The sequence below is a fragment of the Streptomyces sp. 3211.6 genome, from assembly GCF_003634815.1.
Lineage (GTDB): Bacteria > Actinomycetota > Actinomycetes > Streptomycetales > Streptomycetaceae > Streptomyces > Streptomyces katrae_A.
This window is the reverse complement of the sequence record NZ_RBXC01000001.1, coordinates 4,999,007-5,015,726: the sequence shown is the minus strand read 5'-3', so window position 1 is coordinate 5,015,726 and position 16,720 is coordinate 4,999,007. Positions and strand designations below refer to the sequence as shown.

At 75.1% G+C, this 16,720-nt stretch carries 10 protein-coding genes and 1 pseudogene; 3 read left to right on the top strand and 8 right to left on the bottom strand.

Annotated elements, in window-relative coordinates:
• Nucleotides 1–347: 347 nt before the first annotated feature.
• The 8 genes and pseudogenes from BX286_RS38055 to BX286_RS23265 form a co-directional block, all read right to left on the bottom strand.
• Nucleotides 348–2,315, bottom strand: a pseudogene (locus BX286_RS38055) (FAD/NAD(P)-binding protein); the annotation flags it as partial.
• Nucleotides 2,297–3,676, bottom strand: a complete 1,380-nt coding sequence (locus BX286_RS23295; RefSeq protein WP_121016221.1) for an AMP-binding protein — start codon at nucleotides 3,674–3,676, stop codon at nucleotides 2,297–2,299. The pseudogene BX286_RS38055 and the gene BX286_RS23295, both read right to left, overlap by 19 nt.
• Nucleotides 3,673–4,899, bottom strand: coding sequence for an MFS transporter (locus BX286_RS23290; protein ID WP_121016220.1), 1,227 nt, complete (start codon nucleotides 4,897–4,899; stop codon nucleotides 3,673–3,675). The genes BX286_RS23295 and BX286_RS23290 overlap by 4 nt, the downstream gene beginning before the upstream one ends.
• A complete protein-coding gene (locus tag BX286_RS23285; RefSeq protein ID WP_100862988.1) occupies nucleotides 4,896–6,542 on the bottom strand; it encodes a class I adenylate-forming enzyme family protein in 1,647 nt (548 codons plus the stop codon). The genes BX286_RS23290 and BX286_RS23285 overlap by 4 nt, the downstream gene beginning before the upstream one ends.
• Complete coding sequence (locus BX286_RS23280) at nucleotides 6,539–7,735, bottom strand: FAD-dependent monooxygenase (RefSeq protein WP_121016219.1); 1,197 nt, start codon at nucleotides 7,733–7,735, stop codon at nucleotides 6,539–6,541. The genes BX286_RS23285 and BX286_RS23280 overlap by 4 nt, the downstream gene beginning before the upstream one ends.
• Nucleotides 7,736–7,742: 7 nt before the next feature.
• Nucleotides 7,743–8,528, bottom strand: a complete 786-nt coding sequence (locus tag BX286_RS23275; protein ID WP_261993497.1) for an amidohydrolase family protein — start codon at nucleotides 8,526–8,528, stop codon at nucleotides 7,743–7,745.
• 7 nt (nucleotides 8,529–8,535) lie between these two features.
• The gene (locus tag BX286_RS23270; RefSeq protein WP_079429496.1) at nucleotides 8,536–9,639 is read right to left on the bottom strand and encodes a 3-dehydroquinate synthase II family protein; all 1,104 of its coding nucleotides are present in this window, start codon (nucleotides 9,637–9,639) and stop codon (nucleotides 8,536–8,538) included.
• A gap of 412 nt (nucleotides 9,640–10,051) precedes the next feature.
• Nucleotides 10,052–10,885, bottom strand: a complete 834-nt coding sequence (locus BX286_RS23265; protein WP_079429495.1) for a 2-amino-3,7-dideoxy-D-threo-hept-6-ulosonate synthase — start codon at nucleotides 10,883–10,885, stop codon at nucleotides 10,052–10,054.
• Between the two features lie 468 nt (nucleotides 10,886–11,353).
• Between BX286_RS23265 and BX286_RS23260 the strand changes: the two genes are divergently transcribed.
• The 3 genes from BX286_RS23260 (at nucleotide 11,354) to BX286_RS23250 (ending at nucleotide 16,053) form a co-directional block, all read left to right on the top strand.
• Nucleotides 11,354–14,125 (top strand): helix-turn-helix transcriptional regulator, encoded by a 2,772-nt coding sequence (locus BX286_RS23260; protein WP_187344179.1) that lies wholly within the window; start codon nucleotides 11,354–11,356, stop codon nucleotides 14,123–14,125.
• A 202-nt stretch (nucleotides 14,126–14,327) separates the two neighbouring features.
• Nucleotides 14,328–15,539 (top strand): pyridoxal phosphate-dependent aminotransferase, encoded by a 1,212-nt coding sequence (locus BX286_RS23255; protein WP_100862992.1) that lies wholly within the window; start codon nucleotides 14,328–14,330, stop codon nucleotides 15,537–15,539.
• Between the two features lie 112 nt (nucleotides 15,540–15,651).
• Nucleotides 15,652–16,053, top strand: coding sequence for a hypothetical protein (locus BX286_RS23250; RefSeq protein WP_079429492.1), 402 nt, complete (start codon nucleotides 15,652–15,654; stop codon nucleotides 16,051–16,053).
• Nucleotides 16,054–16,720: the final 667 nt, after the last annotated feature.

Below are 16,720 nucleotides of genomic sequence, written 5' to 3'. Positions count from 1 at the left end.
GCCCCGTCACCGGTGGCCGCCTCGGCGGCGGTTCCGGCCCGCACGGGGCTCAGCAGCCCGACGTCCCCGCCGGACCCCGGCCCGGCCGCGCCGCCCGCCGCCACGGGCGCAGCCACCGCCGGCGCCCCGGACACCGCCCGGGCGGAGGAGGACTCCTCCCGCCCGGCACCGGCCCGCGCCGCCACCGGCCCGCTCTGCACCGCCGCGGCCCCGGACGCCGCCGGTGCGGACCCGGACGCCGCCCGGGCCGCCTCGGGTTCCGCCCGGGCCGGCCCGGACTCCGCCCGGGCGGGCCACGGTTGCGCCCCGGCGGCCCCGGACGCCTCGTGGGCCTCGTGGGCCTCGACCGGGTCCTCCTCCCCCGCCTCCCCGAGGCCGAGGAGTTGGCGGGCCAGGGCGTCCGCGTCGCCGACCGTCACCGAGTCGACGCCGGGCCGGACCCCGGCCGCCGTCACCCAGTGGAGGCCCTCCGTCGGCACGCCGAAGGCGTACAGGGCCGGGTGCGGGCGGCCGTCGTCGGCGACGACGCGGTACGGGCGCCGGGTCACCGCCAGGGCGCCGGTCTCGTACTCCATGCCCTCCGGGCCGCCCGTGATCCGGTACGGCCGGGCCTGCCCGGTGTCCAGCAGCCCGCGCAGCAGCGGGTCGGCGGTGCGCCGGACGTCACCGTCGGGCAGCCGGGCCTCGATCAGCACCCGGGCCAGGACCCGTGAGCCGGGGACGGCGGACTCGGCGGCGAAGGCCCCCGAGACCGGGTCCACGTCCATGCGCGTGCCGGGGCCCAGGACGGTGAGGACCCCCGCCTCGATGAGCGCGATCATCTCCGCGATCCGCCGCGCGGGCGGGCCGATGGAGAGGAAGGCGTTCAGCGGGGTGTACCAGCGCTCCAGGTCGTCGCGGTGCGAGCGGGCGGTGAGCCCGCCGTGGTCCACGACGAGGCGGATCTCGTTGCGCAGGTCGCGCAGGACGTCGAGGGCGGCCTTGAAGGGGCCGTCCACGTTGCCCGCGCGGGCCCGGGCCAGGTCGCCGCGGAGCCGGCCGAGCAGCCAGGCGCGGTGTTCGGCGGTCCCGCCGAAGCCCCCTTCGCGGCCGCCGTCGGCGAGGCGGGACCAGTCCCAGCGGGCCGTGGCGGGGACGCCGTACGCCTCCAGCCGTTCGCGTTCCTCCGGGCCGTCCCAGGGCAGTTCGAGCCAGGTGCGGCGGAAGGCGGCCCCGGCCTCACGGCCGTCGCGGGCGGTGATCAGACCGGTGTAGTAGACGGTCTCGGTCTCCTTGGCGATCAGCGGCCACAGGTCCTGCCGGAAGTCCAGGCCGCCCTCCGCCGCCGACCGCTTGACCAGCGACTCCACCACCTCGGGCCGCAGTACGGCCGGGGTGTGCCGGCCGTGCGGGCCCTTCTGGTTCTCGCCGCGCGCCTGGTACGGGACCCCGCGCCGGGAGCCCGCGTACAGCTGCGGTTCGCGGCCCGACGGGTGGTAGACGAGCTGGTCGCCCTCCTGGGTGAAGGTGCCGCCGCGGCCGTGGGTGAAGAGGGTCATGTGGTCGAAGAAGTTCAGGCCCAGCCCGCGCAGCAGCACCGGTTCGCCCGCGGCGACGGCGGCCAGATCGCTCTCCGCCGGGTTGCCGGGCGGTACGTAGAGCAGACCGCGCCCGGCGGCGTGGGCGGCGAACTTCCGCTGGAGCGCGGAGGGTTCGGCGTCCACGTGGCCCTGGGCGAGGACCAGCCCGGCGAGCCGGGGCAGCCGGGTGCCGTCGGCGAGGCGGACCCAGGGCAGGCCGGTGGCGGGGTCGGTGCCGCAGGCCACGGCCGCCGAGCGGTGGGTGACGAGCTCGACCTGCGGCGGGGCCGCGGCCCGGACGCGGTCGGCGGCCCAGCGCAGGTAGGCGCCGTAGAAGGCCCGGCTGGGGTAGGAGTCCGGGGTCAGGGCGCGGGCCTCCGCGAGGAGTTCGCGGTCCGCGCCGTGGCCCTGCGCCCCGCCGGCCCCCGCCCCGGCGGCGAGGTCGCGGGCCCACGCGTACAGGCTGGGGCCCGGCTCCACGGGGCCGTCCATCACCACGCTGCTGTCGGAGAAGACCGTGACCTGCGAGGCGACCGTGTTCATCAGCAGCAGCCGGTCCTGCCCGGTGGCCCAGACCCGGCCCGGGCCGTGCTCGGCCGGGTCGATCAGGTGGACGGTGATCCGGGCGTCCCCGGGCAGCGTCCGGGCGTTGGCGCAGAGACGTTCCAGCAGGCTCAGGCCGCGCGGTCCGACGCCGACGACCGCGACCGCCGACGGGGACCGGGCGCCGGGCGCCGTCAGTCCAGATACGTCCATCCGTCCTCCCTCGCATCGGCCGCCTCGTACAGGAAGCGGGGCTTGACGAACCGGTCCTCGCGCAGCAGGGCGCCGGGCGGGATCAGGGTTCCGGGGCCGCCGACGGTGAGCTCGACGGGCAGGCCGAGGGTTTCGGCGAAGCCGGCGCGCAGCTTCGCGGCGGCCTCCTCGTGCACCTCGCGGCCCTCGCGGGCCTCGACGGTCAGCCGCAGCCGGTCGTGCTCGGCGACGGCGCGCCAGAGGTGGGCCCGGTACTCGACGGGCAGCCCGTAGACCAGCGCGTCGATGTCGTGCGGGCGCACGGCCCGTCCGGCGACGCGGACGGGGGTGCCGTCTCGGCCGAGGACCTCGATGACGGGCAGCGCCCAGCCGCAGGGGCAGTCGTTCTCCGCCCCGAGGACGACGAGGTCCCCGGTGTCGTAGCGCAGGAGCGGCATGGCCTCCCGGTGGAGGGTGGTCACGAGCAGCCGTCCGCGGCCGGCGGGGGTGATGCGGCCGATGGCCGGGTCCTGGACCTCGAAGAGGAAACGGTCGGCCCAGGCGTGCAGCCGTCCGTGGGGGCATTCCCCGGCGAGGCTGGTGGTCTCGGTGGAGCCGTAGTCCTCGATCACCCGGGCGCCGCCCCACAGTTCGCCGATCCGGGCCCGCTTGGCGGCGCTGAGCGGCTCCCCCGCGACGACCAGGGCGCGCGGGCCGTTCCCGGCGGCCGCGGCGGCGAGGGTCCCGGCGCCGAGGGCGTCGTCGGCGGCCGCCCACAGCAGCGGTTCGCTGGGCAGCGACCAGGTGACGGTGGGGCGGACGTCGCGGACCAGCCGCAGCAGCCGCCGGTAGGGCATCATCGACGTCCGGTTGTCGGCCGGGATCACCAGGGCGCCGGCGGTGCGGGCCGCGTGGTGCATCTGGTGGGCGGTGGTCGCCATCGAGTACGGGGTCTTGACGAGCACCCGGTCCTCGGCGGTGAGGGCCGCCGCGGAGCGGTTGAAGCGGTCGGCGGTCTCCGCCCAGTCGTTCTCGGTGAGGTAGGAGGCGGTGGGCTCTCCGGTGGTGCCGCTGGACTCGTGGTAGGTGGCGACCTTGCTGCCGGGTACGGCGAGCATCCCGAAGGGGTAGGCGTCGCGCAGGTCGGACTTGAGCGTGGGGCGGATCCCGTCGAGGCAGGTGCGGCCCGCCGTGAGGCGGCCGGCGTAGAAGGGGCTGCGCCGGGCGCGGGCGAGGGCGGCGGGCAGGGCCGCGCGCTGGAGGCGGAGCAGTCCGGCGTGGTCGGACCAGTCCCCGAGCCGCGGCCAGGCGGCGGCGGACGGCGGGGCGGCGGGGGGCGAGGGGGCGGCGGGTGCGGAGCCGTCCGCCGGTGTCGTGGTCATCGCTCGCCCGCCGGCTGGAGGCCGGGCTCGCCGGCGGGCGGGGCGGCGGGGACGCCGAGGGCGGGTCGGGCGACGGCCAGGAGCACCAGGAGCAGCCCGATGACCTCCCCGCCGGCGGCGACCCAGCCCAGGCCGCCGGCCGAGGCCCACTCGACGATGCCGCCGCCGATGGAGGCGCCGAGCGCCGAACCGATGTAGATCGCCGAGTTGTTGAGGGCGAACGTGAGGTGCATGTGCGCGGGGTCGATCTGCGCGAGCCGGGAGAACTGGGCCGGGGTGAAGGCCCAGCCGCTGACGCCCCACACGGCGATCACGGCGGCCAGGGCGACGTAGGCGGTCGTCCCGTCGAGGGTCTGGGCGACCAGGGAGACGGCGGCCAGGGCGAGGGTCAGCACGACGATGGTGCGCCGGATGGTGGTGGTGCCGCCGGCACGGTCGGCGCTGCGGCCGCCGAGGATGTTGCCGAGGACGGCGGCCACCCCGAAGACCAGCATGATCAGGGTGGTGGCGAACTCCCCGTCGCCGCCGACGCCCGTGCCGTGCACCAGGGTGGCCAGGTAGGTGAAGACGATGAAGGTCGAGCCGATGACGGTGACGGACTGCAGCAGGGTCAGGCCGACGGCCGGGCGGAGCATCGGCCGGAACCGCTCGGCGATGCCGGGTCCGGGGGTGCCGGGCAGCCGGGGCAGCGCGGCGGCGGTGGACAGGGCGGCGACCAGGGCGAGGGCGGCCACGAACCAGAAGGCGCCGCGCCAGTCGGACAGGGCGGAGATCAGGACGCCGATCGGGACGCCGAGGACGATGGAGACGGTGAGCCCGCCGGTGACGATGGAGATGGCCCGGCCCCGGAACTCGGGCTCGGACTGTTCGGCGGCGGCCGCGGTGGCGACGGGTCCGAAGACGCCCGCGGCGACGGCGGCGACGATGCGGGTGGCGAGCAGCACCCCGAAGGCGGGGGCCACGGCGGTGAGCACGTTGGCCAGGGCGAACAGGCCCATGCTGCCGACGAGTACGGCCCGCCGCTCGGCCTGCTGGGTCAGCGCGGACAGCAGCGGCGAGCCCAGTGCGTAGACCAGGGAGAAGACGGTGACCTGGAGGCCGGCGGCGGCCAGGGACACGCCGAGGTCGTCGGCCATGCCGCCGAGGATGCCGGCGACGATGAAGTTGTCGGTGCCGATGGCGAAGGTGCCGATCGCGAGCGGCGCGATCCTGCGCAGGTTCATGAGGGTTCCCCAGGGGTGGGAGTGGTCAGGGCGTCGGCGAGCTGCCGGCGCAGTTGGCGCTTGAGGACCTTTCCGGAGGGCCCGAGCGGGACCTCGTCGGCGTCGCGGGCGACGTGGAGCGCACCCAGGGCGGGCAGACCCGCTCCGGCGAGCGCCTTGTCGGCGGCGGCGCGCAGTTGCCCGGCGTCGGCGCCCGCCGGGTCGGCCGGGCGCAGGACGGCGACGGGACGTTCGGCTCCGGAGGCGTCGCGCACGCCGACGACGGCGCAGTCGTCGAGCCCGGGCAGGGCGCCGAGCAGGGTCTCCTCCATCAGGAGGGAGTACGCCGGGCCTTCGGGGGTGTGGATGACGTCGACGGCCCGGTCGAGGTGGAAGTACGTGCCGTCCTCGCCCTCGCGGACGACGTCCCCGGAGAGGAACCAGCCGCCGAGCCGGGAGCGGTAGTAGCGGTCCTGGTCGTTCCAGTAGCCGGGGGTGAGGGTGGGGCTCTTGACGCCGAGCAGTCCGGCCTCGCCGCGGGCGGCGGGGGTGCCGTCCTCGCGCAGGACGGCGATCCGCGCCCAGGGGTGGGGGCGGCCGATGCAGCGGTCGTGGCGGACGGTGCCGGCGGTGGTGACGTGGCCGAACTGGGCGAAGCCGAGTTCGGAGGAGCCGAGGCCGTCGATGAACTCGGCGCCGGCGCGGACCAGGGGGGCGATGTGCCGGCCGTGCGCGGAGTCGCCGGTGTTGAACCACCGCCGTACCGAGGAGAGCACGTCGTCGTCGGGGCCGAGGGCGGCGAGTTCGGCGTAGGTCTGGGCGAAGGCGACGACGGTGTGCGGGCGGTGCTCGGTGATCGCGGCGGCCACGTGGGCGCCGGAGCGGTCGGCGAGCGCGATCAGGCGGGCGCCGGTGAGCAGGGCTCCGGCGGCGAAGCTGGCCCCGGCCTGGTGGGACTGGGGTACGGCGGACAGCAGCACCTCGCGTTCGGCGGGCTGCGGCAGGAGCAGCAGCTCGCGCAGGGCGGCGACCGCGCCCTCGTGGGTCCACACGACGGCCTTGGGGATGCCGGTGGTGCCGGAGGAGTGGCTGATCAGCACCGGGTCGTCGGGGGCGTGCCGGAAGCGGCCGGCGGGGTCGAGACGGCCGGCGCCGAGGGAGGTGAGCTCGTCGGACACGGCGAGGACCCGCAAGGCCTCGAGGGCACCGGCGGCGCGCAGGGCCTCGCGGTGGGCGGCGTCGGTGACCAGGCCGGACGCGCCGGTGCGCTCGTACAGTCCGGCGGCGACGGCGGCGGGGAGCCGGCCGTTGACCAGGACGGGGATGGCGCCGATCTGGCTGAGGGCGAGGAAGTGCAGGACGTCCTCGAAGCTGTCCTTGAGGTAGACGGCGACCCGGTCGCGGGGGCCGATGCCGTGCGCGAGGTACCAGGCGGACCAGGTCCGGGCCAGGTCGTCCAGGCCGTTCAGGGTGAAGTCGTGGCGGCGCTCCCCCGCCGGGTCGAGCAGCGGGTGCTCGCTGTGCAGGAAGGGGGCGTCGGGCTGGGCGCTGGCGGCGAGGGCGTGCTCCAGCAGGCTGCCGCCGCCGAGGGCGGCCGCGCGGGCGAGTTCCTCGCGGGTCAGGGCCGGGGTGGGGGCTTCCGCGGTCGCGGTGGGCTGGGTCATCGTATGGGCTCCGCTCTGGCGGCCTCGGCCGCGTCGTATCCGAACAGCCAGTCCTGGGCGGCCAGTTCGTGGCTGCTTCCGAGGGCGGCGTCGCGGTGGCGCTGGCCGTCCCCGTCCGGCAGGTGGAGGGTCTTGGCGTTGTCGCGGGAGATCTGCTGGATCCGCGCGGTGCGCGCCATCCGGACCCGCTCGTAGCGGCGTAGCCGCTCGGCCAGGCCGGTGCCGCCGTGCTCGGTGAGGCACACCACCAGGGCGGCGGCGTCCTCCACGGCCTGGTTGGCGCCCTGGGCCCGGAAGGGCAGCATCGGGTGGGCGGCGTCCCCGAGGAGGGTGACCCGGCCCCGGGACCAGCCCGGTACGGGGTCGCGGTCGTGCAGGGCCCAGCGGCCGACCTCCCCGGCGGCGTCGAGGACGGCGGCGACGTCCCCGTGCCAGCCGTCGTACGCGGCCCGCAGGTCCTCGATGCGGCCGGGGGTGTTCCACGACTCCTCGGGCCGCCGCCCGACGCCGGGGGCGGTCGCGGCGAAGCTGATCCGGGTGCCACCGGCGACGGGGTAGCAGACGAAGTGCCGGCCCGGGCCGAGCCACAGCCGTACGGCGGGATCGGCGGCCAGGTACGGGAGGCGTTCGGCGGGGACCAGGCCGCGGTACATGTCCTGGCCGGAGTAGCGGGGTTCGTCCTTGACGAGGAGGTCGCGGGTGGCCGAGTGGATCCCGTCGGCGCCGACGACGAGGTCGGCGCGCCGGGTGGAGCCGTCCTCGAACCGGAGCACCGCCTCGTCGCCGTGCTGCTCGACGCCCACGCACCGCAGGCCGAGGCGCAGGGTGCCGGCGGGGAGCTTGGAGAGCAGGATCTGGTGCAGGTCCGCGCGGTGGACGGCGTAGTGCGGGGCACCGTACCTCTCCTCGCACTCCTCGCCGAGCGGGGTGCGGGCGAGGAGTCCGCCGTCGTTCCAGCGGCGCAGTTCGATCGCGCGGGGCCGTACGGCGACCGCGCGCAGGCAGCTCTCGACGCCGAGGCGGTGCAGCAGCCGGGCGGCGTTGGGGGCGACCTGGAGGCCGGCGCCGATCTCGCGCAGGTGGCGGGTCTGTTCGTACACGTCGCAGGACAGGCCCGCGCGGGCGAGCCCGAGTGCGAGGGCCAGACCTCCGATCCCCGCCCCCACGACAGCGATGCGTGGCTGCTGTTCCATAGTCATCTCACAAGGGGTCTTCGGGCCCCAGCAGGTCCGCCGCGTTGTGCCAGAGGATCTGCCGGAGCTGCCGGTGCTCCAGGCCCAGGGCCGCGTACTTGGCGAGTTCGACGGCGGGGTGCTGTAGCGGGTGTTCGGTGCCGAAGAGCAGCCGGCGGGCGCCGAGCCGTTCGACGGCCAGCCGGATGACGGCCGAGTAGCCGCCCGAGGTCTCCAGCAGGACGTTGGGGCTGTCCTTGATCAGCCCGATCCCGTGGAGGTCGATCTCGCCGACGCCGGAGTGGCCGAGGACGAAGGTGACCCGGGGGAAGGCCGCGGCCAGGGCGGCCAGGTCGCGGACCATGGCCCCGGGGCGGTGCAGGCACACCGTGTAGACGGGGTGGCGGTGCCGCTCGGCGATCTCGACGAGGGCGTGGGTGCGCGGGTCCGCGAAGGGCACGCCGTGCACCGCGGGGGAGATCTCCAGGCCGCGGAACTCGGCGGCCCGGCCGGCGTAGGCGCCGGGCTCCCGGTGCGGGTTGGCGAAGTGGAAGGGGACCAGCCGGCCGCCGGAGGTCCGGCAGGCGGCGAGGACCGCGTCGTTGTCGGCGTCGGTCTCGATGTGGCCCCCCTCGACCAGCTGCCGGGACAGCAGGTCGAGGGGGATCGTGCCCCCGGCGGAGACGGCCGCCCGGGTGATCCCGTGCGCGTCCATGGTGCCGAGCAGGCGGGCTGCCGCGCCTTCCTGCGGGACCAGGCGCGCGTGGAAGTCGAAGACGGGCGGGGGCGTCGGGGCCGGGGGCACGGGGGTCACCGGGTGATCACTTCTCGAGGCAGAACTCGTTGATCGGGTAGCCGACGTGCCGGTCCTCGGTCGGCAGGTAGCCGAGCACCACGTCGCCGGGCTTGAGCTCGGTGGAGTTGAGGACGACACCGCCCGGGCCGAGGACGCGCACGTGCCAGTCGTCCTGGAGGATCAGGTTGGCGGTGCGGCCGTCGGGGCCGACCGCGTCGATGGAGATCAGCGGACGGGTCTCGATCTTGACGCGGCCCACGGTGACCAGGCGGGTGTTGCCGTGGATGTCGACCGCGGTGACCCGGGAGCCCGACTTGAGCTCGCTGAGGTAGTTGGTGCGCTCGTTGTTGCCGAGGGTGTAGGAGTGGATGCCGCCGGCGTTGACGCGGAAGGGGCGGGTCGGCATGTACGGCAGCGGGTGGGTCTCGCTGACGCACAGGATCATGCCCTTGGAGTGGGAGCCGATCAGCAGGCCCTCGTCCTCGCCGAAGTGGGTGGCGGTGTCGACGCAGGCGCGCTCGCCCATGCCCACGTGCGCGGTGGCGGTGACGGTCAGTTCGGTGAGCTGGAGGTTGGGTACGCCCGCCTCGGCGGAGGCCTTCAGGGCGGTGGCGTCGCCGACCTTGGCCGGGGCCATGAGCACGCCGTCGGAGCCGAGTTCCAGGACACCGAAGATGATCTCGGCCTCCTCGACGTCCTGGGCGACGGTGATCAGGGAGCCCTGGGCGCGGGCGGCCGCGGCGATCACGATCTCCAGCGGGATCTTGGTGGGGTCGCGGAAGAGGAGCAGGCTCCACTTCTCGGTGCGGCCGGACTGGCAGGCGTCCTCCAGCGTCGCGGCGTCGACGATCTCCACGAACCGGCCGAACTCCACCTCGGGGTGGCGCAGCGCCAGCTCGGCGGTCTCGCCGTGCTTGGCGGGGTCGACGATGACCACGTCGGCCGCGCCGAAGGACTCCGGCAGCGCCTTGCCCTGCGGGAAGAGGATCTTCTTGACGGTGGGCGGAAGGCCCTCGAAGTCGGCGGCGTCGTCGGCGAGGATGCCGTCGATCCGGGCGTGGATGGCCTCCTGGACGATGGCGTCCTTGGCGGAACCGACGGAGCGGATGTCGACCCAGCTGAGCTTCACTTCGTGACTCCTTGTGGATGTACGTGCATGTCGGCATGCACGTAAGCGGGGGCATACGGGGCGGGGGTATGCGTCGTTTTGTGTCGGCGTGCACGCCGGCCCCGGGCCGCGCGAAGGCGCGGCGGGGCGTGCGGCGGTCACGCGGGTACGGGTCCGGGCGCTAGAGGCGTGCTCGGGACCGGCCCGGGACGGGCCCGGGGAACGGCCGCGCCCCTCTGGGGCGGCGGTCGAGACGGGACGGGGCGGGACGGGGCGGGACGGGGCGGGGCGGTGCCGGTCGGCGTGGGACCGCTCCGGGTGGGGCGGGCCTGCGGGTGCGGGCCTGCGGGTGCGGGGGCGGGGGTACGGGTGCGCGGGTGGCCGTCCGGGTGCCGTCGCGCCCGGCCGGGTGCCCGCCGTGTCCGTCCGGCTCTCAGACCGTGGCGGGCGCACGCACCCCGGCGGGGGCCGGGGCCTCCCAGGACGGGGTGCGCCCGTCGGCGTGGATCAGGTCGGCGAGCCTGCGGGCCAGCGCCGCCGGGTCGGCGGCCTGGAAGACGTTGCGGCCCATCGCGACGCCCGCGGCGCCGCCCTTGAGGGCCTCCTCCACGTAGCCGGCGACCAGCTCGGGCGTGTCCAGGCGGGGCCCGCCGGCCACGATCACCGGCACCTGCGCGCCGCTGACCACGTCCGACATCTCCGCCGGGTTGCCGACGTACACGGTCTTCACGATGTCCGCGCCCAGGTCGGCGGCGAGGGTGATGGCGTGCGCCACCAGCTCGGGGTCGTAGGGATTGGTCACGCGCGGTCCGCGCGGGTACATCATGGCCATCAGCGGCACGTTCCAGCGGTCGCAGGACTCCGCCACGGTGGCGAGGTCCTTGATCTGCCCCCGCTCGTCCTCCGCGCCCACGTTGACGTGGACGCTGACCGCGTCGGCGCCGTACCGCAGGGCCTCCTCCACGCTCGCCACCAGGTACTTGGCGTCCGGGTCGGGGGCGTGGCGGGTGCTGGCGCTGAGGTGGACGATGAGCGATGTCTCCGCGAAGTGCCGGGGATCCACCTGCCGGACGCTCCCCTTGTGCAGGACGATGGCGTCCACACCGGAGCCGGACAGCTGCCCGGCGAGCCGGTTCACCCCGCCGGGCAGCTGGAGCGGCCCGTCGGTGACCGAGTGGTCCAGCGGAACGACGAACAGGCGGCGGCTGCCTTCGTGGTAGAGCCTGTGGAGCCGGGCCTCTCGACCGTATGCGTGGTGCAGCGACATCGTTCTTCCTCCCGTTAGGCGGCTGCGGCTGCGTGGCTGCCGGCTTGACGCAAACCTTGCCTTCCGCTGACACCGGCGCCCATCACGCGAACACGGGATCCGGGGCGTGATCGCGCACGGGATGGCAGGTCACGCGGAAAATCGAGCGGAGACCGGGCGGGGATCGAGCGGCGACGGGGCAGGGATCGAGCGGCGACCGCGCGGGGGGCCGCGCGGGGGCCGAACAGGGGCCGCACCGGGGCCGTGCGACGCCCCGTCACCGGCCGGGAAGAGGCGGCGCATCCAACCGGAACACCCGCTTCACCAGGCACGTCGCCTCCGGCACGCGACGGCGCCCTACTCGCCGGTTCGGGTTAGCGTCTGCTCGCCCCGGTCCCTGGCCGGGACGACCAACGGCAACCGCGGGGGCCCACGCGACGACGGGCCATGAAGTCGGGCACCCGCCCGACGGGGGAGGCGTCACACACCGTGTCCACACTGTCCGAGCACGAGAGTCCACTCGTCGGCCGGAGCAACGAACTGAGCACGCTGGACCGCGCCCTGCACCGGGTGCGCGACGGCATCGGCGGCTGCGTCGTCATCGAGGGCTACGCCGGCCTCGGCAAGAGCCGGCTCCTCGCCGAGAGCGAGCGGCGGGCCGCCCGGCACGGCGTCGCCGTCGCCCGCGGCCAGGCCACCGAACTCGACCACGTCGTCCCCATGGCCAGCCTCCTCGGCGCCCTCAGCACCGGCCCCGCACCCGTCCTCGACCGCGACACCCTCGCCTCCCTCGCGGGCGGCGGCTTCACCGAGTCGGGCCGGTTCTGGCTGGTCCACCGCATCGCCGAAGCCATTGAACAGGCCGCCCGGCGGCGCCCGCTGGCCGTCGTGCTCGACGACATGCACTGGGCCGACGAACTCACCGCCCAGGCCCTGCGCATCCTGCTGCCCACCCTGCACGCCAGCGAGGTGCTGTGGCTGCTGGCCCTGCGGCCGGCCCCCGAGCCCAGCCCCGTCCACGACCTGACGGACCGGCTGGTCGCCGACGGCGCCGAACGCCTGCGCCTGGCCCCGCTGTCCGGGGCCGAGGTCGCCGAACTGTGCGCCCGCACCCTGGGCAGCGCGCCCTCGCCCCGGCTGCTCGCGCACGCCGAACGCAGCGACGGCAACCCGTTCCTGCTCGTCGAGCTGCTGTCCCGGCCCGAGTCCGAGCCGCCCTCCACCCTCTCGCGCGGCTGGCTCACGGGGCTCTCCGAACCCGCCCGGCGGGTGCTGGAGGTGGGCTCCGTCCTCGCCCGGCCCTTCAGCGTCGCCGAGGCCGGCGGGCTGCTCGGGCTGTCCGGCGCCGAGCTCAACAGCGCCGTCAGCGAGGCCGTCGCCGTGGGCATGCTCATCGGCACCGGCTCCGAGCTGCGCTTCCGGCACGACCTGATCCGCGAGACGGTCTACGAAGCCCTGCCCGGACCCGTCCGGCACGCCCTGCACCAGGAGGCCGCGGGCGTGCTCCGCGCCACCGGCCGGCCCGCCGCCGAGATCTCCCAGCACCTCGCGCGCGGCGGCCAGCGTGGCAACCGCGAGGCCATCGCCACCCTGCACCTCGCCGTCCGGGAGGCCGCCGCCCAGTCGTCCGGCATCGCCGCCGACCTGATGCTCCAGCTCCTCGACCTGATCGAGGAGGACTCCCCCGAGCGGCCCCGGCTGCTCACCGAGGCCGTCCGCCTCCTGGCCAGCGCCGGCCGGCTGGGGCAAGCGCGCGCGCTGGGCGAACGGGCCCTGCGCGGCGGGCTGGACCCGCGCGAGGAGACCGCCATGCTGCTGGCCCTCGCCGAAGCGCTCAAGCACGCCGGGCACGACCGGGTCGTCCTGGACTACGTGGGCCGGGCCCTGGCCGCGCCGACGGCACTGGGCGCGGTCCGGGCCGAGCTGTACGCCGTACAGTCCCACGCCCTGCTGTCCTTTCCCGGCATCGAGGCCGCCGAGCAGTCCGCGCTCGCCGCCCAGCAGGCCGGGCGCGCCTCAGGCGCCGACTCGGCGGTGGTCTTCGCCACCGTCGCGCGCAGCGCCACCGCCCGGGGGCGCGGGGACATCGCCGGGTCGCTGGCCCTGGCGGGCGAGGCCGTCCAGCTCGCCGAGACCGGCAGCGCCGAGGTCCGCCGGCGCCACCCCCGGCTGTGGCTGGCCCGCGCCCTGGCCTCGGCCGACCGGTTCGGGGAGGCCGACGCGGTCAACGAGCTCGGGCGGCGCGAGGCCGAGCGGATCGGGAGCGCCTGGTCGCACCCGCTGTGGTCGCTCAACCGGGCCGCGCTCAAGCTGGCGAGCGGGTTCCTGGAGGACGCCCAGGCGGAAGCGGAGGCCGGCGCCCGGGTCGCCGACCAGCTCTCGGCCCGGGCCGTGGCCCCGCACCTGCTGGCCCTGCTGGCGCGGATCGCCCTGCTGCGCGACGAGCGGAAGGCGGCGGCCGAGCTGATCCGCGAGTCCCGCCACCACGCGATGGGGTCGCTGGGGGCGATACCGCCCTTCGTGGACTGGATCACGGCCCTCCAGCTGGAGGCCGACGGCCGCCCGGGGGAGGCGCTGGAGGCGGCTTCGGGGGTGCTGTCGTCGCTGTCGCCCTCGCCCGACGGGTCGCTGCTCTTCCTGTCGGAGGAGCCGTGCGCCTCGGTCCAGCTGGTCCGCATCACCCTGGCGGCCGGCGATGCGGAGGGCGCCCGTACGGCGGTGCGCGCGGCCCGGCGGCTGGCGGAGGCCAACCCGGGCGTGGGCTCCCTGGCGGCGTTCGCCGCGCAGGCCGCGGGGCTGGTGGACGGGGACCCCGCCGCCCTGGCGGCGGCCGCCGAGGCGATGCGGGAGGGCCCGCGCCGGCTCGCGGCGGCCTCGGCACTGGAGGACGCCGGGGCCGCGGCGGGGGCCGCGGGGGCCGGGCTGCTGGAGGAGGCTCTGGCGGCGTACACGGGGATGGGGGCCCGGCGGGAGATAGCCCGGGTGCGGGGGCGGCTGGAGCGGCTGGGCCCCGGGGCGGTGGCCGCTTCCGCCGGGCCGGGCGAGGGCGCGCAGCGGGAGCCGGACGTGGAGCTGACCCCGTCCGAGCTGAGGGTCGTACGGCTGGTGGTGGAGGGGCTGACGAACCGGGCGGTGGCCGACCGGCTGTTCCTCTCCCCGCACACCGTGGACACCCACCTGCGGCACGCGTTCGCGAAGTACGGGGTGAACAGCCGGGTCGAGCTCGCGCGGGCGTTCCTGGCCGGGGGCCGGGCGGCGTGACGAGCGCAACACCGGGCTGATCCCCGGTACCGCCCGCCCGCTCGATCCGCAGGTCCAGCGGGCGGGCGGCCGCCGTTTCCAAGGGTGGACGGGGACGGCACCCGTCCATCACTCCAAGCAAAAAGCAAAACGGGCATTTCCCTCCCCCGCCTCCTGGCGGAATGCCCAAGCGGAGGATCGGGGAGGCCCGTAAGCTCCCGTCATGCAGGTGATCCAGTCAACGAAACTCGCCAATGTCTGCTACGAGATCCGCGGACCCGTCCTCGAAGAGGCGATGCGGCTCGAAGCGGCAGGTCATCGCATCCTCAAGCTCAACACCGGCAACCCCGCGGCCTTCGGCTTCGAGTGCCCGCCGGAGATCCTTGAGGACATGCTCCGCAACCTGGGCAACGCCCACGGCTACGGGGACGCGAAGGGCCTGCTGTCGGCCCGGCGCGCGGTCATGCAGCACTACCAGACCAAGGGCATCGAGCTCGGCGTCGAGGACGTCTACCTCGGCAACGGCGTCTCCGAGCTGATCCAGATGTCGATGCAGGCACTGCTCGACGACGGCGACGAGGTACTGGTCCCCGCCCCCGACTACCCGCTGTGGACGGCCTCGGTCAGCCTGGCGGGCGGCACGGCCGTGCACTACCGGTGCGACGAGCAGTCCGACTGGATGCCCGACCTGGCGGACATCGAGCGCAAGATCACCGACCGCACCAAGGCGCTCGTGATCATCAACCCGAACAACCCCACCGGCGCCGTCTACGACGACGAGATGCTGCGGGGCCTGACGGACATCGCGCGCCGCCACAACCTGATCGTCTGCTCCGACGAGATCTACGACCGGATCCTCTACGACGGCGCCACGCACACCAACACCGCCGCCATCGCCCCCGACCTGCTGGTCCTCACCTTCAACGGCCTGTCGAAGAACTACCGCGTCGCCGGCTTCCGGGCCGGCTGGATGGCGGTCTGCGGCCCGAAGAAGCACGCGGCCTCGTACATCGAGGGCCTGACGATCCTGGCGAACATGCGCCTGTGCGCGAACATGCCCTCGCAGCACGCGGTGGCCACCGCGCTCGGCGGCCGGCAGTCGATCGTGGACCTGGTGCTCCCGGGCGGGCGGCTGCTGGAGCAGCGCGACACGGCGTACGACCTGCTCACGCAGATCCCGGGCGTCACGTGCGTGAAGCCGAAGGGCGCCCTGTACCTGTTCCCGAAGCTGGACCCGTCCGTCTACAAGATCAAGGACGACCGGCAGATGGTCCTCGACCTGCTGCGGGCCGAGAAGATCATGGTCGTGCACGGCACGGGCTTCAACTGGCCCGAACCCGACCACTTCCGCATCGTGACCCTGCCCAACGCCAAGGACCTCGCGGACGCGGTCACCCGGATCGGCCAGTTCCTGGACGGGTACGGCCAGCACTGACGGACGGCGGGCGGGCGCGCGGGGACGGCGCCCGTCCCAGACTCCGGATGCAACTCAACTTTAGAACGGATCCAAGGTAGGATGGTCTCCTGACCCCGCAGGAGGCCTCCTCATGTACGAGCCGATCCGCTCCAAGTCGGCCGTCCACGACGTGGACGGCAGCCACAGCGCACCCCAGTACCCGCACAGCAGCCGCGGCGAAGCCCTGGACATCCAGCTCGCCGGACACCTCGCGGCCCTGCTCGCCGTCACCGACGAGCTCGGCCTGGAGGACGGCGGCGCCGCCCGCATCGCGGAGCAGGTGACCCGCCTGCGCGGCTCCCAGCCGGTACGGGTCACCTACCCGGCCCTGCCCGACGGCGCCGACACCGCCACGCTGCACCGCCGCGCCCACGACCTCGCCGCCCGCGCCCTCCTCGTCGCCGCCTCCCGCGCCGACACCGCCGTGGCCATCCTCGCCGCCCAGCGCATGGACACCCACGCAGCCGCCGCCCACCTGGCCGGCACCCCCTGACGGCCCCGGTCCGGGGCCGCGGAGGCTCCGGACCGGGCGCCACACCCCCGCGGCCCGGGCACGCCATCTCCCCCTCGAGGGGTGGGGGCCGGGCGGCGCCTTCCCACCCGCCTCCCCGTCTGCGGGCCGGTGGGCTGGGGCCGGGATCCCACCGGGCGGCACCGGACGGCCGACCGGGACCGGGGATGGCCGGGACCACACTCAGCGGTCTCAGAGATCGGTTGGGGCTTTCCCGTCAGTCTCATCGTCCTTCCGCGTCGGGCCGGTCAGTCAAGAGCGCTCCTTCGTCGCGTCGCTACGCGATGTCGCTGCGCTCCACTCTTGACAGCCCGTCCCGCCACGGAAAAACGAAGACTGCCGGGAAACCCCCAAAGGAACGGGACGGACGTTCATTGACGATCCGGCTCCCTCAGCGACCAGCCGGGGGGCCGGGGGCCGCCTCGCCAAGCATCCAGGCCGACGAGCCGGTGAATCGGGGCCGCGATCCGCGACAGATCGCTACGCGCTCCTCTCATCTCAGCGTCTACCAGCCGCCTGGGGTCACTGCCCGCACCAAAGGCCGACAGGATCGTCATCCGGGGCCGGTGGGCGCATCAAATCGCTACGCGCTCCTCTGATTTCGGCGTCCGACGGCCGCCTGGGGCCGATACCTGCACCAAATGCCAAC

Coding starts and splice junctions, on each gene's coding strand:
- BX286_RS23295 (WP_121016221.1), bottom strand. CDS start 3,676: ATGACCACGACACCGGCGGACGGCTCCGCACCCGCCGCCCCCTCGCCC.
- BX286_RS23290 (WP_121016220.1), bottom strand. CDS start 4,899: ATGAACCTGCGCAGGATCGCGCCGCTCGCGATCGGCACCTTCGCCATC.
- BX286_RS23285 (WP_100862988.1), bottom strand. CDS start 6,542: ATGACCCAGCCCACCGCGACCGCGGAAGCCCCCACCCCGGCCCTGACC.
- BX286_RS23280 (WP_121016219.1), bottom strand. CDS start 7,735: ATGGAACAGCAGCCACGCATCGCTGTCGTGGGGGCGGGGATCGGAGGT.
- BX286_RS23265 (WP_079429495.1), bottom strand. CDS start 10,885: ATGTCGCTGCACCACGCATACGGTCGAGAGGCCCGGCTCCACAGGCTC.
- BX286_RS23255 (WP_100862992.1), top strand. CDS start 14,328: ATGCAGGTGATCCAGTCAACGAAACTCGCCAATGTCTGCTACGAGATC.
- BX286_RS23250 (WP_079429492.1), top strand. CDS start 15,652: ATGTACGAGCCGATCCGCTCCAAGTCGGCCGTCCACGACGTGGACGGC.